Source organism: Mesorhizobium sp. M1B.F.Ca.ET.045.04.1.1, from assembly GCF_003952465.1.
GTDB lineage: Bacteria > Pseudomonadota > Alphaproteobacteria > Rhizobiales > Rhizobiaceae > Mesorhizobium > Mesorhizobium shonense.
Genome location: NZ_CP034448.1, coordinates 321,799 through 348,054 on the forward strand (window position 1 = coordinate 321,799; position 26,256 = coordinate 348,054).

Genomic DNA, 26,256 nt, shown 5'->3' on the forward strand with positions numbered 1-26,256 from the left:
GCCAAGCGCGCACTGCCTATATGCAAGACCTTCCCTGCCGGTAAGTGCCGAACTGCGGCATTTCGGCAACAGGACTCACAGGATTGTGAAGCAAAATCAATGGGGCGGCTGGAAGAGCTGCCGGAGACCAAGGAGAGCGCCATGAATGTCGGTGATGCCGCCGAACGTTCCGGCCTGCCGGCCAAGACCATCCGCTACTATGAGGAGATCGGCTTGATCCGACCGGCGCGGGCCGACAACGGCTACCGCGATTACTCGCGCGACGACGTCCACCGGCTGGCCTTTCTGCGCCGCGCCCGCAACCTCGGCTTTTCAATCGACGATTGCAGGCAGCTGATGGCGCTCTATCAGGACCGCGACCGCGCCAGCCACGACGTGCGCGAAATCGCCAGCGCCCATGTCAGGGCAATCGAGGAAAAAGTGCGCGAGCTGCAATCGATGCGCGCGACGCTGCAGAAACTGATCCACGCCTGCCATGGAGATGACAGGCCGGACTGTCCGATTTTGGATGACATGGCGGGGGTGGTGGAGGATGAGAAGGCGTTGCAGGCGTAGACCGGCGACTAGCCCTCAAGCAAACTCGTGCCAGAGCGGCGCTGTTCGCCTGCTACGTGTTTGGGTTATGGATGATTTCCCACAGATGTCCGTCCGGGTCACGAAAGTAACCGGAGTAGATGCCCCAGGGTCTGTCGTGCAGTTCAGTGACGAGTGCTCCAGCCGCTTCGGCTTTGGCGAGCAGCTCGTCCACTTCCTGCCGGGTCTCAACGATATGGCCGAGGCTGAACTCCCCGCTTCGCGCTGGCCCGGGTGCGGTGCCCGCGTCTTTAGCGAGCTCACTACGCGGGTAAAGCGCAAGGATCTGACCGCCGTCGAGGTGGAACATGACGATTGCGCCTGCGGGATGCGTATCATCGCCGGTGAACTCAGTTGCGGTCACACCAGCAGACTGCAGGCCAAGCGCCCGGTAGAAGGCGAGTGCGCGCTCGAAGTCGGCTACTGCCAAGGTGATTACATCGATACGCGCTCTCATCAAACGTCCTCGAACCGAACCACCGCAGCAACGGGCGCGATAGCAGATGGTTCCCGATGAAAAAGCGGAACGGCCCTAGATGCAGGGGCCGCCAGAGAACTAGGGGCGGATGGGTCCGACGACGCTTTCGAAAGAGCCATCAACAGGATCGCCCATGCGCCCAAGCTCACCAACGAGCAAATGAAGGAACTGGTGCACCGCCGGAAAGCGGCAACAAAAACGGGTCGTTAGCGGCGCCATTGGTCCCGTTCGCGTGATCCAAGTAATAGGATTATTATCCTAATTTGTTTGCGCCGATCTGTCGAGGATTATCGCTCTCGTGGTTTGTCACCAGATAATCGCCGTTCTTTAATAGCGGTTCAAACCGTGAACAAAATCTGGCATGGTGGCTGCCATGCCACTCATTTCCCCGATTCCCATCAACCCTCTGATCGACGGCCGCCAGTCCGAGCGCGCCATGCTGGTGCGGCGCGGCGTACAGCGGCTGCTCACTGAAATGGGCGCGCATGTGCTGCCTGAGCTGTCGCTCGCCACAGGCCGCCGCGCCGATCTCGTCGCGCTGACCCGGCAGGGCGACATCTGGATCATCGAGATCAAATCCTCGATCGAGGATTTTCGCGTCGACCGCAAATGGCCGGACTACCGGCTGCATTCCGACCGATTCTTTTTCGCCACGCATCCCGGCGTGCCGCAGGAGATTTTTCCGCAGGAGTGCGGCTTCATCCTCTCCGACGGCTATGGCGCCGAGATCCTGCGCGAGGCGCCGGAGCACCGCATGCAGGCTGCGACGCGCAAGGCGCTGATGCTGAGGATCGCGCGGGCGGGCGCGGCGCGGCTCTTGGCGGCGGAGCTTGCCGGTGTCGCGGTGCCGGCGCTGGACGGCGAGAGCGAGTAGCGCCCCCTCACCCGCCCTCCGCTTCGCTCGGGCGACCTCTCCCCGAGGGGAGAGGAGACGGTTAGCGCCGGCGCCAATCTCTTCTCCCCTCGGGGAGAAGGTGGCCGCGAAGCGGCCGGATGAGGGGCGAAACAAGCCTACTCCACGTCCTCTTCCGTCCCGCCCGCCGCCGGCGCGACCAGCAGCACAGCCGTGCCAACCAGCGCGGCAACCAGCGAGCCGGCGAGGATGCCGACCTTCACCGCGTCCTGAAGTGCTGCGTCATTGGCGAAGGCGAGCAGGCCGATGAACAGGCTCATCGTGAAGCCGATGCCGCACAGAAGCGAGATGCCGAGCATATGCGGCCAGCCGGCATTGACCGGCAAGTCGGCGAGGCCGAGCCGGATGGCGATGGCCGAGGAGCCGAACACGCCGACCAGCTTGCCGAGCACGAGGCCCGCCGCAACACCCAATGTCAGCGGCTCGACCAGCGCGGCGAGGCTCAGGCCGCCGAGCGAAACCCCGGCATTGGCGAAGCCGAAGATCGGGATGACGATGAAAGGCACGAGCTTGTGCAGGCCGTGCTCCAGCCGGTGCAGCGGCGAATGCTCCTGATCGTGGCCGATGCCGGGCGAGCGCTCGAGCGGAATGGTGAGCGCCAGAGCCACGCCGGCGAGCGTGGCGTGCACGCCCGATTTCAGCACCAGCACCCACAGCACCGCGCCAATCACGAGATAGGGCAACAGGGTCATCACCCGCATGCGGTTGAGCACGATCAACGTGGCGATGGCCGCGAAGGCCGCCGCCAGAAAGGCGAGCGACAGGCCGCTGGTATAGAACAACGCGATGATGATGACGGCGCCGAGATCGTCGATGATGGCCAAAGCGGTGAGGAACACTTTCAGCGAGGCCGGCACGCGGCTGCCGAGAAGCGAGAGCACACCGAGCGCAAAGGCGATGTCGGTGGCGGTCGGGATCGCCCAGCCAGAAAGGGCTGGCTGATTGTCGCGGTTGATCAAGACATAGACCAGCGCCGGAACCACCATGCCGCCGGCGGCGGCTATGCCCGGCAGCACTCGGCGCGGCCAGGTTGAAAGCTGGCCGTCCAGCATCTCGCGCTTGATCTCCAGGCCGACCAGCAGGAAGAACACCGCCATCAGCCCGTCATTGATCCAGTGCGAGACGCTGAGCGGTCCGAGATAGGCGTGGAGGATCGCGAAATAGGTTCCGGCGAGCGGCGAGTTGGCGACGATCAAGGCCAGCGCCGCCGCCGCCATCAGGATGATGCCGCCGGCCGCCTCGCCATCGAGGAATTCGCGAAGAATCGATTTCGGCCGCTGCATCTGGTCCTTCATGTCGACTCCCTCATGGCGCCAGTCCGCCGGCGCGATGATGCTCAAACTTGGAAAGTCGGGCAAGCATCGGACGGTAATCGCGTGCAGGTCGAATTTCGCCGCGTCTTCCTTTACAAGCGCCGGCGCCGCCCCTCACCTGCCTGCCGGCATCCTCTCCCCGTATAGTGACGGGGAGAGGGACGCTCTCATCGCCGGCTTCGCCAATCGCCGGCGTCGTAGGAAGGGGTGCCGAGGTTGCGGCCACCCCCTTCTCCCCGTCACTATACGGGGAGAAGTGCCCGGCAGGGCGATGAGGGGCGGCGCCGACCTTGGCGATTGGCGATCTCACCATAGATCGGAACCGGCCGTTGAAGTGCTTTTTGCCCTGCGTCCAGCGATCTCACCGAGGCGCACGCTTTGCGAGTATCCGCTGCAAGGTGCGGCGATGCATGTTGAGGCGGCGCGCGGTCTCGGAAACGTTGCGGTCGCACATTTCGTAGACGCGCTGGATGTGCTCCCAGCGCACGCGGTCGGCCGACATCGGATTTTCAGGCGGCGCCGCGCGCTCGCCCGCGGTGCGGGTGAGCGCGGCGAAGACGTCGTCGGCATCGGCCGGCTTCGACAGGTAGTCGACGGCGCCGAGCTTCACCGCCGTCACCGCGGTGGCGATGTTGCCGTAGCCGGTCAGGATGATGGTGCGGGCATCGTCGCGCTTCTCGCGGATGGCGGCGACAACGTCGAGGCCGTTACCGTCGCCCAGCCGCATGTCGACAACCGCATAGGCCGGCGGATGGGCGCGCGCCTTGGCGACTGCCTCTTCCACGCTCTCCGCCGTCTCGACCGCGAAGCCCCTGGTTTCCATGGCCCGCGCCAGCCGGGTGAGGAACGGCTTGTCGTCATCGACGATCAGCAGCGAGGTGTCCTCGCCTTCAACCATTGCGCCAGTGGTTTCGTCCGCGCTCATTTCGTCAGCATCCTACCGACTTAAAGCGCGCCGCGCCGAAACAGATTGTAGCGAACGCGCTTCAAGTTCTTGTTTCCCGGCATGTCGTTATCCCAGAACCGCTGCACGGTTTTGGGCGACATGCCTTACTTTTACGCAGATACAATTGTGCAACAGCAATGTCCAATTTTTACAGCCGGCAACAGAGCTGCCATGCAGCAAACGCAAGGCTCAGGCATTGTCGAACATGGTTCCGGACAGCTGCTCGGGGTTGAGGAAGACGCCGCGCGGCCAAGTGATCTGCACCACCGCGCCCTCGCCGATCCCGCTCGAATTGCGGAAATCGAGCGTCGCGCCGGAGCGCTCCAGCAAGGTCTTGGCGATGAAAAGCCCGAGACCGAGGCCGCCGCCGGCCTCGGTCCCCTGGCGTGTCGACATATACGGCTCGCCGATGCGGTCGATGATCTCCGGCGGAAAGCCCGGTCCGTCGTCGATGATGGAGAAGGAGACCTCCTCGCTATTCCAGTTCCAACTGACGGTGACGGTCTTCCTGGCAAAGTCGACGGCGTTCTCGACCAGATTGCCGAGCCCGTAGATGACGCCGGGACTGCGCTGCCCGACCGGCTCCGGGCCGATGCGCTCGCCGGGACGCAGCCGGATCGAGATGCCGAAATCGCGGTGCGGCGCCGTCACCTCCTCGACCAGCGAGGTCAGAGGCAGCCGTGAAAGATGCGCCTCGCCTTCGGTGGACAGGCTGGTCAGCCGCTTCAAGATCTCGCGGCAACGCTCACTCTGCGAGCGCAGCAGTTTTACGTCCTCGCCGAATTTCGCATCTTCGCCGAGCGCCTTTTCCATCTCCTTGGCGACGACGGTGATGGTGGCCAAAGGCGTGCCGAGCTCATGCGCGGCGGCCGCCGCGAGCCCGTCCAGCGCAGAAAGATGCTGCTCGCGCTGCAGCACCAGCTCGGTGGCGGCGAGCGCGTTGGCGAGCAGGCGCGCCTCGGCCGCGACGCGGAAGGCATAGATGGCGGTAAAGGCGATCGAGGCAAACACCGCCATCCACATGCCGGCGACATAGATGAACGGCATCGGCAGCGGCGCGCCCTCGTACCAGGGCAGCGGCAGATGGAAGAACACAAGCAGCGTTGCCGCCGCGATGACCAGCGCACCGAGCACCGCGGTGAGGCGCAGCGGCAGCGACGCGGCGGAGATGACGACCGGGACGGAGAGCAGCACCGAGAACGGATTGGTCAGCCCGCCGGTCATATAGAGCAGGCCGGCGAGCTGCAGGCTGTCGAAGGTAAGGATGACGAAGGCCGAGAGCGGGGTCAGCCGGTGCGCGGCGGGATAGCGGAAGGTGAGCCAGAGGTTCATCCAGGCCGAGCAGGCGATGAGCGCGAAGCACATCGAGACCGGCAGCGGGAATTTCAGCCCATAGGCGACGACGAGCACCGCGATGCTCTGGCCGACGATGGCCAGCCAGCGCAGGCGGATCAGCGTGTTGAGCCGCAGCCGCTGGCTCTGCTGGGTATCGGGCGCGCGCAGAATGTTGATCATGACAAAGGATTACAGCCGCAGGACGGAGAGCGCTAGGTATCGCTCCGGGGGCCGACGGATTGGAGGTCTGTTTGGCAGCAAGGATTCAACGTCCATTTCGACTATCGTCAACATTCGAGATTGGTGCGTCCCAACTTCGTCATCCCAGGGCGGAGCAGGAGCGAAGCTCCGTCGCGCGACCCTGGGATCCATTCCGTTACCTTAGCCTTGGAGTGCAGCGGAACAGAATTCTGCAACGTAGCGACGCGTTGAAGTCACGGAATGGATCCTCGGGTCTACGCGCGTCGCTTCGCTCCTTGCTCCGCCCGTGGATGACGAAGCGATGGGCGTTTGCGCCAATCGCCAACGCACATTGCCCACTAACGCTAATGGCCTGCCGAAGCGGCACGAACCTATGTCCCGCGCGGCTTGGCGCGGCTGGTGGCGGCGGCAAGCAGCGGGTTTTCCGGCCAGACATGTTTTGGATAGCGGCCGCGCATGTCGGTGCGCACATCCGCCCAGGAGCCGCGCCAGAAGCCCGGCAGGTCGCGCGTCGTCTGGATCGGGCGATGCGCCGGCGACATAAGCTCGAGCGTCAGCGGCACCGTGCCGTTGGCGATCGCCGGATGGCGGTCGAGGCCGAACAATTCCTGCACGCGGATCGACAGCACCGGCCATTCGCCGTCATAGCGGATCGGCACATGGCTGCCCGACGGCGCATCGAAATGGGTCGGCGCCAGCGCGTCGACCTTGCGCTGCAGGTCGTGCGGAACCAGCGACAGCGTTGCTGCCGCGAGTACCCCCGGCTTGATCGCCGCCAAAGAAGCATCGCCGGCTAGGAAGGGCAGCAGCCAGTCGTCCAGCCGGTCGAGAAGCGCCTGATCCGAGACGTCCGGCCAGGGGGCGCCGAGGCCGCGATGGAGCCAGCCAAGCCGCTGGCGCAGCGTCTCGGCCTCCTTGCCCCAGTCGAGCAGCGCCAGGCCGTGCTCGCGCAAGGCGTCCAGAATGGCTCGATCCGCGTCGGCGCCCGAAGGCGCCGGCAGCATGCGCTCCGCAAGCGTGATGGCGCCAAGCCGCGCGGTCTCGCGCACGCGCACGGCGCGCCGCTCGCGGTCGAAGCTTGTTTCGCGGCGCGTCTCGATGCGGTCGGCGAGCGCTGATCGGATGTCGGCTTCATCGACGGGCGAAGCGGCGGTGATGCGGGCGTTTTGCGCCTTGCCTTGCAGGTCGGCGACGACCAGCCAGGTCTCGCCGGCCAGCGGATCGGCGGCGTCGACCATGGCGCCGGAGCCGTTGGCGAGCACGAAGCGCCCGCGCTCGCCGCGGGCTTTCGCGACACGATCCGGCCAGGCGTGGATGAGGAGAGCGCCGGCGCCTTTACCCTCCCCCTTGAGGGGAGGGTCGAGCCGCGCAGCGGATCGGGGTGGGGTCGGTTCGGGCACGCTACCGCCGACCCCACCCCGGCGATCGCGCTGAGCGTCGCCCAGCGCGATCGTCGACCCTCCCCTCGAGGGGGAGGGTTTGGCCAGACGCTCGGCAAGCTGCCGGGCGGCATTGGCGCGCGGCGACTTCTCGGCGCCAAAGCGCATCAGCCGTCGTTCGAGGTCGGCGCTGTCGCCGCCCAGCCCGCGCTCGGTCAGCAGCACCGCAAGCGTCGCCGCTTCGATCGCCTGGCCCGCCTTTGCCGCCTCGGCCACCATGTGCGCGAGCCGTACCGGCAGCGCCAGCTTGCGCATCGCCGCGCCCGCTTCGGTCAGCCGGCCGGCATCGTCGAGGGCGTGCAGCGCCTTGAGCAGCACCCTCGCCTCGTTGAGCGCGGGCGCCGGCGGCGGATCGAGGAACGACAGGCTCGTCGGTTCGGCGACGCCGAAAGCGGCGCAGTCGAGCAGCAGGCCGGAAAGGTCGGCCTCGAGGATTTCCGGCGGCGTGAAGGCGGGCAGCGCTGCCGTCTGCTCGGCGCGCCATAGCCGGATGGCGACGCCCGGCTGCGTTCGCCCGGCGCGGCCGGCGCGCTGGTCGGCCGAGGCCTTGCTGACGCGCACCGTCTCAAGCCGGGTCAGGCCGCTTGCCGGCTCGTAGCGCGGCAGGCGCGACAGGCCGGAATCGATGACGACACGCACGCCGTCGATGGTGATCGAGGTCTCGGCGATCGAGCTCGCCAGCACCACCTTGCGGCGGCCGACTGGGGCCGGCTTGATCGCGGCGTCCTGCGCCCTGTTGTCGAGCTGACCGTAGAGCGGGACGATATCGGTGTCGGCCGCGACATTGCCCAGAAGCCGCTCCGCCGTGCGCTCGATCTCGCGCTGTCCGGGGAGGAAAGCGAGCACGCTGCCCTGCTCAATGGCGAGAGTGGAACGGACTGCCTTGACCATTGCGTCCTCGATGGCCACGCCCGCCGGCCGCTCGTCGTAGCGGATCTCGATGGGATAAGCGCGGCCTTCGCTTTCGATCACCGGGGCTCCGGCCAGAAGTTTTGCGACGCGCGCGCCATCGAGCGTCGCTGACATGACCAGCAGGCGCAGCTCCGGCCTCAGCGCACCCTGCACGTCGAGCGCCAGCGCCAGGCCGAAATCGCCGTCGAGCGAACGCTCATGAAACTCATCGAAGATCACTGCCGAAACGCCAGGCAGTTCCGGGTCGTCGAGGATCATGCGCGCGAGCACGCCTTCGGTGACGACAAGGATTTTTGTCCGCGCCGAGGTGCGGTTCTCCATGCGCATGGCGTAGCCGACGGTGCCGCCGGGCTCCTCGCCGAGCAGCTCTGCCATGCGGCGGGCGGCGGCGCGGGCGGCGAGCCGGCGCGGCTCGAGCAGCACGATTCGGCCCGCGCCCAGCCATGGCGCGTCGAGCAGCACCAGCGGCACCAGCGTGGTCTTGCCGGCGCCGGGCGGCGCCACCAGCACGGCGCTGTTGCCCGCGGCCAGTGCCTGCCCGAGCGCCGGCAGCACGGCGGAAACCGGAAGCTCCGGCAGAAGTCCTGTGTTCATCGCGTCCGCATATCAGCGGCCAAGGTCAGCGCGCAACCGCTCAGCAAATCAGAGCCTTGTCCTCGTAAACGGGTTCCAGCGCACCGTGCCAAGCCGCACCTCCTCGCGCACCATGGTGAGCAGTCCGGAAGCGCCGACGACGGCCAGGCCAACCATCGTCAGCATGTCCGGATATTCGTTGAAAAAGAACGCGCCCAGCACCACGGCCCAAACGATCTGCGAATAATGCGTCGGCGCGATCCGGTTGGCCGGCGCATATTTGACGGCAAGCAGCTGCAGCAATTGGCCGCCTGCGGTGAAGATGCCGGCCAGCATCAGCCAGACCAGTTGCCCAAGATTGGGGAGCGAGAACGACGTCGCGGCCGCGCCGACGCCGTTGAACAGCAGGCCATAGCCGACCAGCGCGCCGAGGATCGTGGTGCGCTTTTCCTGCCGGGCCAGCGAACGCATCAGGATGACGCTGGTTGCCGCGAGGAAGGCATTGGCGAAGGCGGCGAGATGGCCGAGATGCAATTCGCGAAAGCCCGGCCGCACCACCAGCATGACACCGGCAAAGCCAGCGACGACGGCAAGCCATCGCCAGGGTCCAACTCTCTCCTTCAGGATAACGGTCGAGAGGATGGTGACCAGCAGCGGCGCCAGGAAGATCAGCGCGTAGACTTCCGCCAGCGGGATGGTGGTGAAGGCATAGACGCTGAGCACGCCCGACGCGATGCCGGCCAAGGCGCGCGCCTGCACCGCCCATGGGCGCTTGGTGCGCCAGAAGTCGCGCCAGCGCTCATCGGCCGGACGGGTGAAGAACAGGAAACAGCCGGCAAACAAGGTTACGAAGAAGCCGATCTCGAAGACGGTGAACTGCCCGCCCAGGCTCTTGATGACGGCATCGCTGCACGAATAGCTTGCATAAGCGATCAGAGCGAGCAGGATTCCGTTCGGCACGTTCCGTTTCCGGGAGAATAGACGTGAAGATACTGGCGCTGGGGGCGCATCCCGACGACATCGAGATCTTCATGTTCGGTACGATGGCCGCCTATGCCGCGCTAGGCGCAGAGCTGACTTTTGCGATAGCCACGGACGGCGCCAAGGGCGGCAAGGGCGACCCGGCGGCGCTCGCCAAGGCACGGCGCGAGGAAGCGACGACAGCGGCCGGCCTGCTCGGCGTCACGCCGCGTTTCCTCGACTTCCCCGACGGTGCGCTGGTGGCGGACGCCGCGCTCATCGGCGCGCTGAAGGCGCTGATCGGCGAGGTCAAGCCCGATCTCGCGATCACGCATGCGCCGAACGATTATCACGGCGACCACCGCGCGCTGTCGGACGGCGTGCGCATCGCCGCGTCCTTCGCGGTGCCGGTGCTGCATGCCGACACGCTCGGCGGCACAGGCTTTTCGCCGACGCACTACGTCGATATCTCTGCTCATTGGGACATCAAGGCGCAGGCGATCCGTGCGCATCGCTCGCAAGATCCGGAGCGTTTCGTCGCGGGCGCACGCACGCAGAACGAATTCCGCGCCGGCCAGTGCAACGGTGCGCCAGGCGCGCTGGCCGAGGCCTTCCGGTTCGAGCCCGTCTTCCCCTTCGCCGACATACGCGAGTTGCTGCCGACGCCGCCACCGATCCGGCCGGTGACGGTCAGCACGAAGAGCGCCAGCTAGAGCGTTTCGCCGTTTCACGGAAACGGCGAAACGCTCTAGCCCTTTGGTTTGACGCAATTCCGGACGGAAAACCGTTTCACACTTTTCCTGGAATTGCTCTAAGCCGGCTGACGACTATCCGGCCGGAGCGGCCGGCAGTTATTTCCCAACGATTTCAAGCACGCCTTTCGCCATGCTGCGGCGCAGCAACGAATTCGCTTGCATTGTTTAGTAAAAAGAGCATCACTAAACAAATTACTAAACATCGGCGACGCATCGCGCGTCATGTTCAGGCCCTTGGGAGGAGCGAGGGTTGAGGGTTTTGAAACCGTCATCCGGACGCGTTTCGCAAATGGGAGGTAAGGCATGAAATCGACCTGGAAACTGGCGTTGGGACTGGCCTCGGCGGCACTCGCGTCGACCGCCGTCTCGAAAGTCGCGCATGCGGAAGACCTGACGCTTTGCTGGGCGGCCTGGGATCCGGCCAACGCGCTCGTGGAACTGTCCAAGGATTTTACCAAGGAAACCGGCATCGGCATGAAGTTCGAATTCGTGCCGTGGACCAACTATGCCGACCGCTTCCTCAACGAGCTCAACTCGCACGGCAAGCTCTGCGACCTGATCATCGGCGACAGCCAGTGGATCGGCGGCGCCGCCGAGAACGGCCACTACGTCAAGCTGAACGACTTCTTCGACAAGGAGAAGATCAGCATGGACGATTTCGTGCCGGCGACCGTGGTCGGCTATTCCGAATGGCCGAAGAACACGCCGAACTACTGGGCGCTGCCGGCGATGGGCGACGTCGTCGGCTGGACCTATCGCAAGGACTGGTTCTCGCGGCCGGAGCTCAAGAAGGAATTCAAGGAGAAGTATGGCTGGGACCTCGCCCCGCCGACCACCTTCGACCAGTTGAAGCAGATCGCCGAATTCTTCCAGAAGCGGCAGATCGACGGCAAGACCGTCTACGGCGCCTCGATCTATACCGAGCGCGGCTCGGAAGGCATCACCATGGGTGCCATGGACGTCCTCTACAGCTACGGCTTCCAGTACGAGAATCCGAAGAAGCCCTATGAGATGGAAGGCTTCGTCAATTCCGAGAAGTCGGTGAAGGGGCTGGAATTCTACAAGGCGCTCTATGATTGCTGCACGCCGCCCGGCGCCTCCAACAGCTACATGGGCGAAGGCGTCGACGCCTTCAAATCAGGACAGGTGGCGATGCACATGAACTTCGCCTTCACCTGGCCCGGCCTGCAGAAGGACGAGAATGTCGGCGGCGACAAAATAGGCTACTTCGTCAATCCGAAAGGTCCCGACGGCGACCAGTTCGCGCAGCTCGGCGGCCAGGGCATTTCGGTGGTATCCTATTCCGACAAGCAGGAATCGGCGCTGAAATACATCAAGTGGTTCGCCAACAAGGACGTGCAGGCCAAATGGTGGTCGCTCGGCGGTTATTCCTGCCTGAATTCCGTGGTCAAGGACCCGAAGTTCCCGTCCAGCCAGCCCTATGCTCAGGCCTTCCTCGACTCCATGGCCGTCGTGAAGGACTTCTGGGCCGAGCCGAGCTACGCACCGCTGCTGCAGGCCTCGCAGAAGCGCTTCCACGATTATGTCGTCGCCGGCCAGGGCTCGGCCAAGGACGCGCTCGACGGTCTCGTCAAGGACTGGACGCAGGTCTTCCAGGACGACGGCAAGATGTGAGGCTCCTCCCGAGCCAGACCGCAGCGTCCCGTGCCGCCCTTGGCACGGGACGCAGTTCAGATAAATTCCATCGCCGAGACTGACCAGTGACCGATGCAGGACTAACCATGCTCAATCGGACTGCGGACAACGTTGCCCGGGCGACGCCGGAGCCGTTGGCCAGGAAGATCCGGGGCATCAGCGACAAGGGCCTCGCCTGGCTGTTCATCTCGCCGACGATCCTGTTGCTTTTGGCCATCAACATCTTTCCGCTGTTCTGGGCGATCTATCTCTCCTTCACCAATTACCGCGCCAATCGCCCCAACGAGGCGGTGAAGAATCTCGGGCTCGCCAACTACCGGCGCATCCTCGGCGACCAGGACATCTGGATCGCCATGCAGACGACGGCGCATTTCGTCTTCTGGACGATCCTTTTGCAGACGGTGATCGGCTTCACGCTGGCCTGGCTGATCGACAGAAAATTCCGCGGCCACGCCTTCTGGACGACCATCATCCTGGTACCGATGATGTTGTCGCCGGCGGTGGTCGGCAATTTCTGGCGCTTCCTCTACGAGCCGCAGATCGGGCTGTTCGCCTATGCGGTCTCCTTCCTCACCGGCATCCCGCCGACGAATGTGCAGATGCTGTCCAATGTCGAGCTGGCGCCATGGGCGATCATCATCGTCGACACCTGGATGTGGACGCCTTACGTGATGCTGATCTGCCTCGCCGGCCTGCGCTCGATCCCCGAATACATCTACGAAGCGGCCGAGGTCGACCGCGCCTCCAACTGGCGGCAATTCTGGTCGATCACGCTGCCGATGGCGCTGCCCTTCATCATGCTGGCGGTGCTGTTCCGCGGCATCGAGAACTTCAAGATGTTCGACATGGTGAACCTGCTCACCGGCGGCGGGCCGGGCTCGACCACCGAGGTCGCGTCGATCACGCTGAAGCGGCAGGCCTTCGAGAGCTGGCGCACCGGCTATTCCTCGGCCTTCGCCATCATCCTGTTCGTCGCGGTGTTCGGTCTCGCCAACATCTACGTCAAGGCGCTCAACAAGGTGAAGCAGAGATGAGCCTGACCACCGCCCATTCCGTCGTCGCGCCGTCGTCGAACTCGAAACGGCTCGCCGGGGCGCTCGTCGTCGGCTACGCGCTGATCTCGATCGTGCCGCTGCTCTGGATCTTCGCCACCAGCTTCAAGACGCCGCCGGATTCGATCGCCTATCCGCCGAAGATCGTGTTTCAGCCGAGCATCGAGGGCTATTGCAACCTGTTCACCACCCGCACCAGGCAGACACCGGAATACATCAACGCGCTCGGACCGGCGACCGGTTTCTGCGACGAGACGGTGCGCAAGCGCAACATGGTAATCGCCGGACCGTCGAACTTCCTGCCGCGCTTCGTCAACTCGCTGATCATCGCCTTCGGCTCGACCTTCTGCGCGGTGTTCCTCGGCACGCTCTCGGCCTATGGCTTCTCGCGCTTCAAGGTGCCTCTGGCAGACGATCTTCTGTTCTTCATCCTGTCGACGCGCTTCATGCCGCCGATCGCGGTCGCGATCCCGATCTACCTGATGTACCGCGAGCTCGGCCTTTCCGACACCGCGCTCGGCATGATCCTGCTCTACACCGCGGTCAACGTCTCTTTAGCCGTCTGGCTGCTCAAGGGCTTCATCGACGAGATCCCGCGCGAGTATGAAGAGGCGGCGATGATCGACGGCTATACCAGGCTGCAGGCCTTCTGGCGCACCGTGCTGCCGCAGGCGACCACAGGCATAGCCGCGACCGCCATCTTCTGCCTGATCTTCGCCTGGAACGAATATGCCTTCGCCGCCCTGCTCACTTCAGGCACGGCGCAGACCGCGCCGCCCTTCATCCCGACCATCATAGGCGAAGGCGGCCAGGACTGGCCGGCGGTGGCGGCCGGCACGACGATCTTCCTGGTGCCGATACTGGTCTTCACCATCCTGCTCCGCAAGCAATTGCTGCGCGGCATCACCTTCGGCGCGGTGCGCAAATGACTAGTGTGGGAATAAGTCGACCCCCACTCCGTCAAGCTTCGCTCGACACCTGTCCCCCGATCGACGGGGGAGAGGAAGGGCGCGAACTTCATTCAGCCAGGCTCCCTTCCTCTCCCTCCGGAGGGGGGAGAGGTGGCGCTGCGAAGCAGCGACGGAGTGGGGGAACCACCTGGCAACCATCTCTCCCCGTAAACGGGGATAAGGACGGGAGGAACGCATGAACCGCTCTGTCGTCTCCAAGCGCTCTTCTTGGCCTCGTTGGGCAAGGCGCGGCTTGATGGAAAACATCGCCACGGCGCTGATCGCCATCGGCTTCCTGATGCTGTTCCAGCCCTTCGCGCTGTCGCTCTACAGCTATTCCTTCGTCACCATGCTCGCCGGCACGGCCATGTTCATCATCGTCTCGAAATTTCCGGTATAGCCATGGCCGAGATCCGTGTTCAGAACCTGAGGAAAGCCTTCGGCGAGTTCGTCGCCGTGCAGGATTCCAACTTCGTCGTCGAGGACGGCGAGTTCTTCGTCATGCTCGGGCCTTCGGGCTGCGGCAAGACGACGACGCTCCGAATGATCGCCGGCCTCGAGCTGCCGACGGGCGGCAAGATCCTGCTCGGCGGCGAGGACGTCACCATGCGCCGCGCCCGCGAGCGCGACATCGCCTTCGTCTTCCAGCTCTTCGCGCTCTATCCGCACATGAATGTGCGCAAGAACATCGGCTTCCCGCTGCTGGCGCAGGGCATGCCGTCGGCCGAGATCCGCGCGCGCGTCGAGGAAACGGCTCGGCTCTTGCGCATCGATCATCTCCTCGACAAGTCGGTCTCCGGCCTTGCCGGCGGCGACCGCCAGCGCGTCGCGCTCGGCCGCGCCATCGTGCGGCGCCCAAAGTGCTTCCTGATGGACGAGCCGCTTGGGACCCTGGACACCGAATTCCGCGATTTGATGGTGCATGAGCTGCGCGAGCTGCACAACCGCATCCACGCCACGACGGTCTATGTCACGCATGACCAAATGGAAGCGATGTCGATGGCCGACAAGATAGCTGTGATGAACCACGGCGTGATCGAGCAGTTCGGCAGCCCGCGCGAGATCTACGACCGGCCGGCAACGATGTTCGTCGCCGACTTCATCGGCTCGCCGCCGATGAACTTTTTGCGCTTCGGCGGCGGGCTCGCCAGGGGCGCGAAGGAGATCGTCGTGCAGGGCGCCAAGGTGACGGTGCCGGAGGTGCGCGAGGACGTAGCACCCGCCGACATGGCGCTGGGCATCCGGCCCGAGCACATCCGCTTCGACGACGCCTCGAAGCTGCGCGGCGCGATCTACGGCACCGAATATCTCGGCACCACGCAGATCGTCGCGGTGGAGACGGCGGACGGCATCATCAAGGCCCGGGTGCCGGCCGGCATCCATCTGAACCCGGGCGAACAGGTGGGGCTTGCTTTGAGCAGCGCGCGGCTGTCGCTGTTCGAGAAAGGCACTGGACGCGCTGTGAAAACCGCCATGCACGATCAGGCAGCGGAGGTGCGCCATGGCTGACGTCCACGTCCAGGGTGTGACTAAGAGTTTTGGCGACACGGTCGCTGTCAACGATCTCGACTTGCAGATCAAGGACGGCGAATTCGTCGTGCTGCTCGGCCCGACCGGCGCGGGCAAGACGACGACTCTGCGGCTGATCGCCGGGCTGGAGCGGCCGGACAGCGGCACGATCCGCATTGGCGGCCACGACGCGACGGGACTGTCGCCGGCCGAGCGCGACACGGCTTTCGTCTTCCAGCAATATTCGCTCTATCCGCATCTTTCGGTCTACGACAACCTCGCCTTCCCGCTGCGTTCGCCGGCGCGGCGCTTCCCGGAAGAGGCGGTGCGTCGCAGGGTCGAAGAGGTGGCGCGGATGGTGCGCATCGACCACAAGCTCGGCAACCGCTCGACGAGGTTGTCGGGCGGCGAGATGCAGCGCGTCGCCATCGGCCGCGCTTTGGTGCGGAAACCCGCCATCTACCTGATGGACGAGCCGCTGTCGTCGCTCGACGCCAAGCTGCGCGCCGATCTCAGGCTGGAGCTGAAGCGCATCCAGTCGGAGCTCGGCGCCACCATGCTCTATGTCACGCACGACCAGATCGAGGCGATGACCATGGCCGACCGCATCGGCATCCTGGCCGATGGCGTGCTGGTGCAGATCGGCACGCCGCGCGCCATCTATTCGGAGCCGGCTAACCTTCATGTCGCGGCCCGGCTTGGCCAGCCGGCGATCAATCTGTTGCCGGCCGGGCTGCTGCCCGACGGCGGCGCGCCGTCGGGAACCACGACCATCGGCGCACGCACCGAGCACCTGTCGATCGAGAAGGCGGCAAACGGTCATGCCGACGGCGTCGTCGACTGGGTCGAGCATCTCGGCGATCAGAACCATCTGCATGTGACGGTCGGACCGAAGAGGCTGGTGACGCTGACCGATCCCGACACGCCGCTCGAAAAGGGGGACAGGGTGACGATCCGCTACCGTTCGCCGCTTTATTTCGGCTCGGATGGGCAAAGGCTGATGTAGCCGGCATACACATCTTTTTGACGACCGCAGATACGGACTGGACGAATCCATGAAGCACTTTTTCAACCGCAAGGACTCAATCGTCACCGAAGCGCTGGACGGTTTTCTTGCGACCGCAGGCTCCGGCACGCTGGCGCGCCTCGACGGCTATCCCGAAGTCAAGGTCGTGCTGCGCGCCGACTGGGACAAGATGAAGGTCGCCGTCGTCTCCGGCGGCGGCGCCGGGCACGAGCCTTCGCATGCAGGTTTCGTCGGCGCCGGCATGCTGACGGCGGCAGTCTCCGGCGAGATCTTCGCCTCGCCCAGCGTCGAGGCGGTGCTGGCGGCGATCCGCGCGACGACCGGTCCGGCCGGCTGCCTGCTGATCGTCAAGAACTATACCGGCGACCGGCTCAATTTCGGGCTGGCCGCGGAGAAGGCGCGCGCCGAAGGTTTTGCGGTCGAGATGGTCATCGTCGGCGACGACATCGCGCTCCCTGACATCGCCCAGCCGCGCGGCGTCGCCGGCACGCTGTTCGTGCACAAGATCGCCGGGCATCTCTCCGAGACCGGCCATGACCTGGCATCGGTCGCCGCCTCGGCCCGCGCAGCGGCGAAGGATATCGTTTCGCTCGGCATCTCGCTCTCTTCCTGCTCACTCCCGGGACAAACGCATGAAGACCGCTTCGGCGCCGACGACGGCGAGCTCGGTCTCGGCATCCATGGCGAGCCCGGCGTCGAGCGGATCGCGATGCAAAGCGCCGGCAAGCTGGTCACCATCATGGCCGAACGCCTCGCCGCGCGGCTCGATGCCGGCAGCCGTTACGCCTTGCTGATCAACAATCTCGGATCGGTGCCGCCGCTCGAAATGTCGCTCATCGCCAATGCGGTGCTATCCTCGCCGCTGGCCAAGTCAGTGACGATGACGATGGGTCCCGGGCATCTGATGACTGCGCTCAACATGAACGGCTTTTCCCTGTCGCTTATCAAGCTGGATACCGAACGCGAGGCGGCGCTGCTGGCGCCGGTCGACCCGCATGCCTGGCTGCCGGCGAAGCCGGTTCGCGCGCCGGTCGTTGTGGTGATGGCCAAGCCCGGCAGTCGCAACATAAAGGCAGCGAGCCGCAACGCCGATGCCGAGCGGCTGATCACCGCCGTTTGCGAGAAACTGATCTCGCTCGAAGAAGCGCTGAACGGCCTCGATGCCAAGACCGGCGACGGCGACACCGGGTCGACAGTAGCGACAGGCGCACGCGGCGTGCTCGACCGTATCGACACGCTGCCGCTTGCCGACAAGGCCGCGACGCTCGCCGCGATCGGCGACACACTCGGCACCTCGATGGGCGGTTCCAGCGGCGTGCTTCTGTCGATCTTCTTCACGGCTGCGGCGCAGGCGCTCGGCGGCGGCGCGCCGCTCGGCAAGGCGCTGATCGCCGGCCTCGACCGGATGGTCTTTTACGGCGGCGCGAAGATCGGCGACCGCACCATGGTCGATGCGCTGGAGCCGGCGCTCAAGGCGCTCGACACAGGCGGGCTGGAGGCCGCAACCGGAGCGGCTCGGCATGGCGCTGAGGCGACCGCCGCGATGCGGAAGGCAAAGGCTGGCCGTTCCGCCTATATCGGCCGGCAGCTTGACATAGCGGATCCGGGCGCCTTTGCGGTGGCGGAAGTGTTCGCGGCCGTGGCGGCCACGTTCGCCCCGGCATGAAGGACGAGCAATGGCCGCATCCGATTTCTCCAGCTTGATCGTCGCGGCGGCGAATACGATCGCGGCGCATGCCGACGAGCTGACCGCGCTCGACCAGGCGATCGGCGACGGCGACCATGGGCTGAACATGAAGCGCGGCTTCGAGGCAGTGCGCGCCGAAAAGGACACAATCGCGGCAAAACCGCTGCCGGACGCGCTGAAGGCAGTCGGCACCAAGCTGGTGATGACCGTGGGCGGTGCTTCCGGTCCGTTGTTCGGGACGCTGTTCATGGCGCTCGGCAAGGAATTGCCCGCGGCACCGGACCGCGCCGCGCTGACGACGGCGCTCAGCAAGGCGATCGAGGCGGTTTCGGCGCGCGGCAAATCGCAGCCCGGACAAAAAACCATGCTCGACGTGCTGCAACCGGTGTATGAGGCGCTGGCGCAAGGCAAGACGGGTAGCGAGATCGCCGATGTCGCCGACAAGGCGGCGGACGCCACCGTGCCGATGAAGGCCCTGCGCGGGCGGGCCTCCTTCCTTGGAGAGCGCTCGATCGGGCATATGGACGCCGGAGCGCGCTCGACCGCGCTGCTGGTGCGCGCAGTCGCTGAAACCGTCGAGGATCGCTGATGAGCAATGTCGGCATCGTCATCGTATCGCATTCGCCGCTGGTCGCCGAAGGCACGGCCGACATGGTGCGCCAGATGGTCGGCGACGAAGTGCCGCTTGCATGGTGCGGCGGAAACGGCCATGGCGGGCTCGGAACCAGCGTCGAGGCGATCATGGGCGCAATCGACAAGGCCTGGTCGGAAGCGGGCGTCGCCATCCTGGTCGATCTCGGCGGCGCCGAAACCAACAGCGAGATGGCGGTCGAGATGATCGGCGAGCCGCGCTCGCATAAGATCATCGTCTGCAACGCGCCGATCGTCGAGGGCGCGGTGATGGCGGCGACGGAATCTTCCGGCGGCGCCTCGCTCAAGGAAGTGGTGGCGACGGCGCATGAATTGTCGCCGTCGTGAATGAACGGGAACCGACTGAATGTCCGCATCCGCCGAAGCCACGGTTCTGATCACCCACGATGTGGGCCTGCACGCGCGCCCTTCGGTGAAGTTCACCAAGCTCGCCAAATCGTTCGCGGCCGAGGTGGAAGTGGCCGTCGCCGCCAACGGTCCCTGGTTCGACGCCAAGAGCATCGTCAAGGTGATGGCGGCCAAGGCGCCGAAGGGAACCGTGCTGCATATCAGGGCGAGAGGTGACGGCGCTGAGGAAGCGGTCGGCGCGCTGGTCGACCTGGTGCAGCGGGACTTCGACGAGGACAGGGACCATGCCCGGTCCGCTTGAGACCGACGAATATGGCCTCGAACCCGCAAGGAATGCGGGCCATGCGGATTGAGGGCATTCCCGCCTCGGCCGGCTATGCCGAGGGTCCGCTATTCGACCTCGACCAGCCCCCGGCTCTCTATAGAGGCAAGGCAAGCGCGGCCGAGGAAAACGTAGCGCTGAAGGCGGCGATCGGCAAGGCGGTGAGCCGGCTGACGTTGCTTACTGAAACCGCCGATGCGGACGCCGCCGGCATTCTCGAATTCCACATCGCCATGCTGGAGGACGACGCGCTGAGCGGTCCGGCCTTCGCGGCTATCGATTCCGGGCAGCCGGCCGATATGGCCTGGCGGCAGGCGCTGGACGCCGAGATCGCCGGCTACGAGGCGTCCGACCAGGACTATTTCCGGGCGCGTGCCGCCGACCTGCGCGACATCCGCGACCAGGTGCTGCGGGCGCTGAGCGAGGACAGCGATATGGCGGCACCCCCCGGCGCCATCCTCTACGGCACGGACATCGCGCCGACGCGCTTCCTCGAAACCGACTGGAGCAGAGGCGGCGGCATCGCGCTCAAGGCCGGCAGTTCGGCCAGCCATGTCGCCATGCTGGCGCGTTCGCGCGGTGTGCCGATGGTGGTGGGGCTTGGCACTTCAGCGGATAAACCCGCGGGGAACGCACTGCTCGACGCCGAGCATGGCGCCATCGTGGTTTCGCCCTCGCCGGCGGAGATCGAGGCTTTCCGGCAGTCGTCCTCCTCCTTCGCGGCGCGCCAGGGCAAGGCGCTGATTTTTCTCACCCAGCCGGCGGTGACCAAAGCCGGCACCCCCGTGCGGGTGCAGGTGAACATCGCCTATCCTTCCGATGTCGACGGCATCGACATCGATACCTGCGACGGTGTCGGCCTGATGCGGACGGAGTTCCTGTTCGGCAGGATGCTGCCGGACGAGGAAACGCAGTACCAAGCCTATCGCAAGGTGCTGGAGTGGGCCGGAGAAAAACCGGTGACCATCCGCACCGTCGATGCCGGCGGCGACAAGCCGGTTCCCGGCTTCACCGTCGAGGAAACCAACCCGTTTCTCGGCCTGCGCGGCATCAGGCTGTCGCTGGCGCGGCGCGAGATATTCCGGGTGCAAATCCGGGCATTGCTGCGTGCCGCCATACACGGCAATCTGAAGGTGATGTTTCCGATGGTCGCCACGTCTGACGAGTACAGCCAAGCCGCAGCGCTGTTCGCCGAAGAGCAGGCCGCTCTCGCGACGCGCGGTGTTACGCACAAGCTGCCGCCACTCGGCATCATGGTCGAGGTGCCGTCTGTCGCCATCGCGCCGGAAGCCTTCGCCGACGTCGCCTTCTTCTCGATCGGCTCCAACGACCTGACCCAATATGTGATGGCGGCGGCACGCGACAATGCCGCCGTCGGGTATCTCAATTCGGTCCGTCACCCGGCCGTCGTGCGGCTGATCGCTTCGGTCGCCGCCTTCGGACTGGAGAAAGGGATTCCGGTCAGCCTTTGCGGCGATGCGGGCGGCGATCCGGCCGCCATTCCGGCGCTGCTCGAGGCGGGCCTGCGCGATCTTTCGGTCGCGCCGGCGCAGCTCGCCATGGCCAAGGCGGCCATCGCGGACGTCTCGGTGTAAGCGCGGCATGGCCAAGGCAGCCAAGATGCAGGAAGCCGGCTCGGAAGACGCGATCCGCGCCTACAAGACGATCCTGTCGCAGGTCATCGACCAGCGGCCGTCGGGCATGCGCCAGCGGCTCGCCGATGCGCTCGGCAAGCATCGCAGCTTCGTCACGCAGATCTCGAGCCCGGCCTACTCGATCCCGATCCCGTCGAAGCATTTGCCGTCCATCTTTTCCGTCTGCCATTTCAGCCCGGCCGAGCGCGACCAGTTCCTGGCCGCCTATCACCAGGCGCATCCCGGCAAGCTGCCGGCGGCTTCGGGTCCGCGCAAGACGCGCCACGTCTCGCTCATCGTGCCCGACTTCGGCGACGACAAGCAGAACGCGGCGCTCGACCGGGCGATCAACGAATTCATCCAGAAGATAACCAGCATCGCCGGCAAGGGCAGCGGCTGACTACAGCAATTCCAGGAACACTGTGCAGCGGTTTTCCGTTGGGAATTGCATAGATCAAGGACCATTCGGGAGGACGGCCATGAAGAAGTTTCTGAATTCAGTGGACACGGTCCTAACCGAAAGCCTCGACGGCTTCGTCGCCGCCCATTCCGACATCCTCGCGCTCGGCGACGAGCACAAGTTCGTCCGCCGCAAGGCACTCAAGCCGGGCAAGGTGGCGTTGATCTCCGGCGGCGGCTCCGGCCACGAGCCGCTGCATGGCGGGCTGGTCGGCCACGGCATGCTGGATGCCGCCTGCCCCGGCCAGGTCTTCACCTCGCCGACGCCGGATCAGATGCTGGCGGCGGTGCAGGCAGTAGACACCGGCGCCGGCTGCCTGTTCATCGTCAAGAACTACGAAGGCGATGTGATGAATTTCGACATGGCGGCCGAAATGTCGGAAGGCGTGCTGCAGGTGGTGACCAATGACGACGTCGCGGTCGAGAATTCGTCCTACACGACCGGCCGGCGCGGGGTTGCCGGCACGCTGGTGGTGGAAAAGATCGTCGGCGCCGCGGCCGAGCAAGGCATGGCCCTGCCCGAGCTCAAGGCGCTTGGCGATCGCGTCAACGGCGCGACGCGCTCGATGGGCGTGGCGCTGACCAGCTGCACGGTGCCTGCGGCGGGCAGGCCGACTTTCGAAATCGGCGACAACGAGATGGAGTTCGGCGTCGGCATCCATGGCGAGCCCGGCCGACGGCGCGATGCGCTGAAGAGCGCCGACGCCATCGCCGAGGAGGTTTGCGCGGCGATCGTCGGCGACCTCGGCGAGCGCGCAAAAGGACCAGCGCTGTTGTTCGTCAACGGCTTCGGCGGCACGCCGTCGATGGAGCTTTATTTGATGTACAACAGCGCACGCAAAATCTTCGAGAGGAGCGGCGTGAGGGTGATCCGCTCTCTGGTCGGCTCCTATGTGACGTCGCTCGACATGGCCGGCTGCTCGATCACGCTGACCATGCTGGACAACGAAATGACGGTGCTGTGGGACGCGCCGGTTCACACGGCGGCGCTGCGCTGGGGAATGTAGCGGCTCCAGCCAGACCGAAGCCGCGTAACGTTAAACCGCCTTTGACGGCGCACCGGCCACGACGCTGGACAGCTTTCCAGCCTTGCGCAGGATAGGCGCCTCGTACTTCTTCCTGGTCATTTCATCACCCTCCGAATCCAAGTCAAGAATGAAGGAAAACCCCTCGCAAAGTCAATTCGCGGCCGGTTCCGCCGGCTTACGCCGCTTTCCACGATGCTTTTTCCGCAGACATATTCGCAGTATTGTCTGTTAGTGCCTACGCTTCGACCGGGTTCATGCTGCCACCCCTTTCGCCTGCCGATGAAAAGCTGTTGCTATCCTTTGCCGACCCCCAGGCTCAGGTAACCGGGGCGCTGTCAGCCGGGCCCCTTATGGCGCTGCTCGCCAATGCCGAGTTCCACGGCGTGCTGCCGATCATGCTGCGCAAGCTTCGGGAAATCGGCGACGCCAACCTGCCGGAAGATACGGCCTTGCGGCAGAGGCTCTCCGAGCTGCGCGACCAGGCGACGATCGCGACCGGGCAATCGATGCTGCTGCAATATCACGGCGACCGCATCATGAAGGCGCTGGCGGCGAAGGGCGTTGCGGCCCGCATCGTCAAGGGTCCGGTCTTCGCGCGAAAACTCTACCGCCATGCCGCCGACCGGCCGTTCACCGACATCGACATCCTGGTCGATCCAAACAGCATCGGCGCGGCCAACGGCGTGATCGCCGCATGCGGCTTCGAGCTGGCCAGCGGTGAGGCCCAATCGCATGAGTTGCAGGAATTCAAATGGCTGGAGAAGGAGAACTCCAGCCTGCTGATCGAGCTGCACGGCAATCTGGTGCACGATACCGGCATGCGCAGGCGGCTGTCTCTCGGCTTTCGTGAGTTGCAGGTCATCGATGGCGGCGAGACCGATACGCCGGCGTCTCTACTCACCATCGCCATCGTTCACGCCGCCGGCGGCCACAAATTCCACCGGCTGCAGCTCTGTGTCGACGTGCTGCAGGGGGTGCGTGCGCTGCAATCGCCAGAGGCGGAAGCGCGGCTGCTCGAGGCAGCGCGCATGACCGGCATCGAGCTTGAACTGGCGACGGTGCTCAACGTGACTGGGCGCTTGTTCGGCGAGCCGCACGCGGTCGAGCTTGCCAACCGCATCAAGCCCGATCTGTCGATACGGCTCGCCAAATGGCTGATCACCGGCAACATGCTGCTTAGGGTCAATTCCCGCGACAAGATGCGCTCGCGCCTCAGCCGCGACGCTTTTCGTTGGGTGCAGCGGCTGGCGCGGGCGAGACCCTACCCGGCGTGAGTGGCTGCAATGATTTTCGGTGATCAGGAAAGGTACTGTGGCGCCGCGTTCCGTCACACCCCCCTCAGAGGGGGTGCTGTCCCGCCAGCGTTTCGGATTTTTCGGCACATCACGGCAATGACAGGCGTTTCCGCTAATCGCCGCGGTATTCGGAACTAAGCCCGATCCAGCACGGCGCGGATCAGCGCCGCCGCATCTGCCGGCCTCGCGCCGACTTCCAGGGTGAATGTCGGAACCGCTTTCACCAGCGCCGCAATCGTCGCCATCCGCCGCTTCTGCATCGGCAGCAAGCCGGTCATGCCGGTCCTCACGTTGTCGGTGGCAAGCGCAACCATGGCGTCGGTCCTGGCCATGGGGGTGAGCCGGGTCTGGCCGTCGGCCGAGCGCGCGAGGTGCAGAAGCGCCGCGACCGGTCTGGAACGAACATCTTCGATGCGGATGATCTCGCCGAGACGGTCCAGCGAGACGGCCTGCTCGCCCTCGGCGTCCCAGGTGTCGCCAAGGCAGGGAGAGAGAAATGGCAGCATCGTCGCGGTGTTGCGATGGATCTTCACCTTGCGCGGCATGCCCCAGGCTGCGGTGCCGCCTGGCGTCGTGCTGAGGATCATCACATCATCCGAGCAAAGGCCAAAGCCTTGCGATGCCAACGCCATGGACGTCGTCGACTTACCGGTGCCGCTCGGCGCATGGATCAGCACGAGTGCCTCGCGGCCGGGAAGCGTCAGGCCAGCGGTATGGAGCATGTGCTGTCCGCCGGCATCTAGCGCGGCATCCAGCACCATCATCAGCAGCGTCCATTTGACCTTGCTGTCGGGGTGAACGCGGATTTCGGCCCAGCCTTCGTCAGCATGGACCGAGGCCATCTGCAGGCCGGGGAAGATCAGATGGACGATGTCTGCGCCGTCAATTACCCGGCAATGGCCATCCAGCGGCACCTCGCCATCGAAGGCGAGCTTCCCTTCGGGCTTTTCGGACAGCGCCGGCGTTTCGAGGATATTGATGCGAAAGCCAGGTTGGACGGGTTCGCTGACACGCATGGTGCCTAGCATCAGGTCGAAGCTCGGCCAAAGCTCGGGTCGCGATGCCGATACCTTGATGACCTGACCGTTGAGGTCATAGCAGAAGGTGGTTGCTGCACCGGTCAAGCAGCGCGCGCCTTCGCCGCATCCGCATGGTGGCGATAGATCTCAACCATGCCGGGAAGGCTGTCGCTGACCACCGGCTTGCCGTCGAGGCAGACCCAGCAATGCGCCGACAGTCGCGGCGCGTGCATCGATTTCGAATCGACGCCGAAGCGCAGTTCGGGGTCGAAGCCGGCCATGCGCAGGAAGCGGAAGCCGAGCAGCCCTTCCCGCAGGCATCTGCGGTCGCGCATCAGCCAGGGATGCCGGACCGTGCGGTTGACGCGGGTAACGATGTAGGACGACGTCAGGCCCTGATAGGGCGTAGGCGCGTCGAGCGGCGCCCATTTCAGCACCGTCTCGAAGTCGCGCTGGCCGATCAGCAGCGGCATCAGCCGGGCGCTGAGCCACAAATGGGCTCGGAACAGGGCGCGCAGGAACGGTCCGTCGGCCATCACGCGTCCGGGTCGGCGAGGATGCCTTCGGCCACGAGCTCGGCGGCCAGCGCCGTCATGTCGTCGCCGAGCGTCGCCTTGTCGACCTCGAATTCGTCCGACAGCAGATCGACGATCTGATCGAGATTACGGGTGCCGTCGACCTTGTCGAGGAAGGCCTCGGTGGTGCCGTTGCAGGTGTAGAGCTGGCCGCTGCGCGCCAGCAACACGACGGCGCCGTCGCCGACATGCTGCACCGAGGCGTCGTCCGCCATTCGGAGAACCGTTTCAGAGGCGATTTCGACCATGCGCCCGCTCCCTTTGCCGAAGTGCAATTAGCGCGGCATAAAGGCGCTGTCCATCGGCGGATGACAAATCAGCAACGCGGTCGGCCGCACCTTCTCACGAGCGTCGCGAAGAATACCCGCATCCAGACCAAGCAGACCGTCAGGTGTCAGCCGGCCGGGCCGATCGAACCGGTCGCGGTGGCAACAACGTTCGACAGCTTCTGGCGCTTCATCAACACCGGCTTTTCGTAGGTTCTCTTCATCAAAAAATCCCCGAGAACAATCCACGGCAGAAGAATGCCGAGCGGTTCCTGTCAAGGCGGCGGGTTCCCGTCAGGGTTGCCATCCTTCCCTCGAGTAAGCTATGAGTGCGCCGGGGCTTTTTGGGGGAGTGCACAGTATGCGTTACAATTGGGACC

Annotated in this window: 27 protein-coding genes; 17 read left to right on the plus strand and 10 right to left on the minus strand. The window is 65.1% G+C overall.

Annotation, left to right across the window (positions count from 1 at the left end; genetic code table 11):
* Positions 1-141 precede the first annotated feature (141 nt).
* On the plus strand, positions 142-555 hold the full coding sequence (gene cueR, locus EJ071_RS01505) for a Cu(I)-responsive transcriptional regulator (RefSeq protein WP_126102442.1): 414 nt from the start codon (positions 142-144) through the stop codon (positions 553-555).
* A 52-nt stretch (positions 556-607) separates the two neighbouring features.
* Here cueR and EJ071_RS01510 read toward each other — a convergent pair whose 3' ends face one another.
* Positions 608-1,030, minus strand: a complete 423-nt coding sequence (locus EJ071_RS01510; RefSeq protein ID WP_126096489.1) for a VOC family protein — start codon at positions 1,028-1,030, stop codon at positions 608-610.
* A 394-nt stretch (positions 1,031-1,424) separates the two neighbouring features.
* Here EJ071_RS01510 and EJ071_RS01515 point away from each other — a divergent pair, with 394 nt between their 5' ends.
* Positions 1,425-1,925: an MmcB family DNA repair protein gene (locus EJ071_RS01515; protein ID WP_189521396.1), complete on the plus strand. Its 501-nt coding sequence runs from the start codon at positions 1,425-1,427 to the stop codon at positions 1,923-1,925.
* A 137-nt stretch (positions 1,926-2,062) separates the two neighbouring features.
* On the opposite strand, the gene nhaA is transcribed toward EJ071_RS01515, so the two are convergent.
* The 5 genes from nhaA to EJ071_RS01545 all read right to left on the minus strand — a co-directional run bounded on the left by nhaA (position 2,063) and on the right by EJ071_RS01545 (position 9,643).
* The gene (nhaA, locus tag EJ071_RS01520; RefSeq protein WP_126096491.1) at positions 2,063-3,259 is read right to left on the minus strand and encodes a Na+/H+ antiporter NhaA; all 1,197 of its coding nucleotides are present in this window, start codon (positions 3,257-3,259) and stop codon (positions 2,063-2,065) included.
* 379 nt (positions 3,260-3,638) lie between these two features.
* Positions 3,639-4,202: an ActR/PrrA/RegA family redox response regulator transcription factor gene (locus EJ071_RS01530; protein ID WP_126096492.1), complete on the minus strand. Its 564-nt coding sequence runs from the start codon at positions 4,200-4,202 to the stop codon at positions 3,639-3,641.
* Between the two features lie 210 nt (positions 4,203-4,412).
* Positions 4,413-5,738: an ActS/PrrB/RegB family redox-sensitive histidine kinase gene (locus tag EJ071_RS01535; protein WP_126096493.1), complete on the minus strand. Its 1,326-nt coding sequence runs from the start codon at positions 5,736-5,738 to the stop codon at positions 4,413-4,415.
* Between the two features lie 392 nt (positions 5,739-6,130).
* Positions 6,131-8,704 carry an ATP-dependent helicase HrpB gene (hrpB, locus tag EJ071_RS01540; RefSeq protein WP_126096494.1) on the minus strand — a complete coding sequence of 858 codons (2,574 nt, stop codon included), beginning with the start codon at positions 8,702-8,704 and terminating at the stop codon, positions 6,131-6,133.
* A 48-nt stretch (positions 8,705-8,752) separates the two neighbouring features.
* On the minus strand, positions 8,753-9,643 hold the full coding sequence (locus EJ071_RS01545) for a DMT family transporter (protein ID WP_126096495.1): 891 nt from the start codon (positions 9,641-9,643) through the stop codon (positions 8,753-8,755).
* 23 nt (positions 9,644-9,666) lie between these two features.
* Between EJ071_RS01545 and EJ071_RS01550 the strand changes: the two genes are divergently transcribed.
* The 15 genes from EJ071_RS01550 to EJ071_RS01620 all read left to right on the plus strand — a co-directional run bounded on the left by EJ071_RS01550 (position 9,667) and on the right by EJ071_RS01620 (position 23,995).
* On the plus strand, positions 9,667-10,356 hold the full coding sequence (locus tag EJ071_RS01550) for a PIG-L deacetylase family protein (protein ID WP_126096496.1): 690 nt from the start codon (positions 9,667-9,669) through the stop codon (positions 10,354-10,356).
* A 345-nt stretch (positions 10,357-10,701) separates the two neighbouring features.
* Positions 10,702-12,033 carry an extracellular solute-binding protein gene (locus tag EJ071_RS01555; RefSeq protein WP_126096497.1) on the plus strand — a complete coding sequence of 444 codons (1,332 nt, stop codon included), beginning with the start codon at positions 10,702-10,704 and terminating at the stop codon, positions 12,031-12,033.
* Positions 12,034-12,140: 107 nt separating this feature from the next.
* Entirely contained in the window at positions 12,141-13,088 is a 948-nt protein-coding gene (locus EJ071_RS01560; protein WP_126096498.1) for a sugar ABC transporter permease, read from the plus strand.
* On the plus strand, positions 13,085-14,035 hold the full coding sequence (locus EJ071_RS01565) for a carbohydrate ABC transporter permease (RefSeq protein WP_126096499.1): 951 nt from the start codon (positions 13,085-13,087) through the stop codon (positions 14,033-14,035). The genes EJ071_RS01560 and EJ071_RS01565 overlap by 4 nt, the downstream gene beginning before the upstream one ends.
* A gap of 217 nt (positions 14,036-14,252) precedes the next feature.
* Complete coding sequence (locus tag EJ071_RS01570) at positions 14,253-14,456, plus strand: hypothetical protein (RefSeq protein WP_126096500.1); 204 nt, start codon at positions 14,253-14,255, stop codon at positions 14,454-14,456.
* A gap of 2 nt (positions 14,457-14,458) precedes the next feature.
* The gene (locus EJ071_RS01575) at positions 14,459-15,565 is read left to right on the plus strand and encodes an ABC transporter ATP-binding protein (protein WP_126096501.1); all 1,107 of its coding nucleotides are present in this window, start codon (positions 14,459-14,461) and stop codon (positions 15,563-15,565) included.
* Positions 15,558-16,571, plus strand: coding sequence for an ABC transporter ATP-binding protein (locus EJ071_RS01580; protein ID WP_126096502.1), 1,014 nt, complete (start codon positions 15,558-15,560; stop codon positions 16,569-16,571). Before EJ071_RS01575 ends, EJ071_RS01580 begins: the two co-directional genes overlap by 8 nt.
* Before the next feature lie 49 nt (positions 16,572-16,620).
* The gene (locus EJ071_RS01585; protein WP_126096503.1) at positions 16,621-18,258 is read left to right on the plus strand and encodes a dihydroxyacetone kinase subunit DhaK; all 1,638 of its coding nucleotides are present in this window, start codon (positions 16,621-16,623) and stop codon (positions 18,256-18,258) included.
* A gap of 10 nt (positions 18,259-18,268) precedes the next feature.
* Positions 18,269-18,868 (plus strand): dihydroxyacetone kinase subunit DhaL, encoded by a 600-nt coding sequence (gene dhaL / locus EJ071_RS01590; protein ID WP_126096504.1) that lies wholly within the window; start codon positions 18,269-18,271, stop codon positions 18,866-18,868.
* Positions 18,868-19,257, plus strand: coding sequence for a dihydroxyacetone kinase phosphoryl donor subunit DhaM (dhaM, locus tag EJ071_RS01595; RefSeq protein WP_095817697.1), 390 nt, complete (start codon positions 18,868-18,870; stop codon positions 19,255-19,257). The genes dhaL and dhaM overlap by 1 nt, the downstream gene beginning before the upstream one ends.
* A gap of 19 nt (positions 19,258-19,276) precedes the next feature.
* Positions 19,277-19,579 (plus strand): HPr family phosphocarrier protein, encoded by a 303-nt coding sequence (locus EJ071_RS01600; RefSeq protein ID WP_126096505.1) that lies wholly within the window; start codon positions 19,277-19,279, stop codon positions 19,577-19,579.
* 41 nt (positions 19,580-19,620) lie between these two features.
* Positions 19,621-21,195, plus strand: a complete 1,575-nt coding sequence (ptsP, locus tag EJ071_RS01605; protein WP_189521397.1) for a phosphoenolpyruvate--protein phosphotransferase — start codon at positions 19,621-19,623, stop codon at positions 21,193-21,195.
* Between the two features lie 7 nt (positions 21,196-21,202).
* Positions 21,203-21,634, plus strand: coding sequence for a hypothetical protein (locus tag EJ071_RS01610; protein ID WP_245460149.1), 432 nt, complete (start codon positions 21,203-21,205; stop codon positions 21,632-21,634).
* Positions 21,635-21,713: 79 nt separating this feature from the next.
* Positions 21,714-22,700 carry a dihydroxyacetone kinase subunit DhaK gene (gene dhaK / locus EJ071_RS01615; RefSeq protein ID WP_126096507.1) on the plus strand — a complete coding sequence of 329 codons (987 nt, stop codon included), beginning with the start codon at positions 21,714-21,716 and terminating at the stop codon, positions 22,698-22,700.
* Between the two features lie 275 nt (positions 22,701-22,975).
* Entirely contained in the window at positions 22,976-23,995 is a 1,020-nt protein-coding gene (locus tag EJ071_RS01620; RefSeq protein WP_126096508.1) for a nucleotidyltransferase family protein, read from the plus strand.
* A gap of 155 nt (positions 23,996-24,150) precedes the next feature.
* Here EJ071_RS01620 and EJ071_RS01625 read toward each other — a convergent pair whose 3' ends face one another.
* From EJ071_RS01625 to EJ071_RS01640, 4 genes are all read right to left on the minus strand, one after another.
* On the minus strand, positions 24,151-25,140 hold the full coding sequence (locus EJ071_RS01625; RefSeq protein ID WP_126096509.1) for a serine kinase: 990 nt from the start codon (positions 25,138-25,140) through the stop codon (positions 24,151-24,153).
* Complete coding sequence (locus tag EJ071_RS01630) at positions 25,137-25,571, minus strand: lasso peptide biosynthesis B2 protein (protein ID WP_126096510.1); 435 nt, start codon at positions 25,569-25,571, stop codon at positions 25,137-25,139. The genes EJ071_RS01625 and EJ071_RS01630 overlap by 4 nt, the downstream gene beginning before the upstream one ends.
* Positions 25,571-25,858, minus strand: a complete 288-nt coding sequence (locus EJ071_RS01635; RefSeq protein ID WP_126096511.1) for a PqqD family protein — start codon at positions 25,856-25,858, stop codon at positions 25,571-25,573. Before EJ071_RS01635 ends, EJ071_RS01630 begins: the two co-directional genes overlap by 1 nt.
* A 146-nt stretch (positions 25,859-26,004) precedes the next feature.
* Positions 26,005-26,100: a putative RiPP precursor gene (locus EJ071_RS01640; protein WP_126096512.1), complete on the minus strand. Its 96-nt coding sequence runs from the start codon at positions 26,098-26,100 to the stop codon at positions 26,005-26,007.
* Between the last annotated feature and the right edge of the window lie 156 nt (positions 26,101-26,256).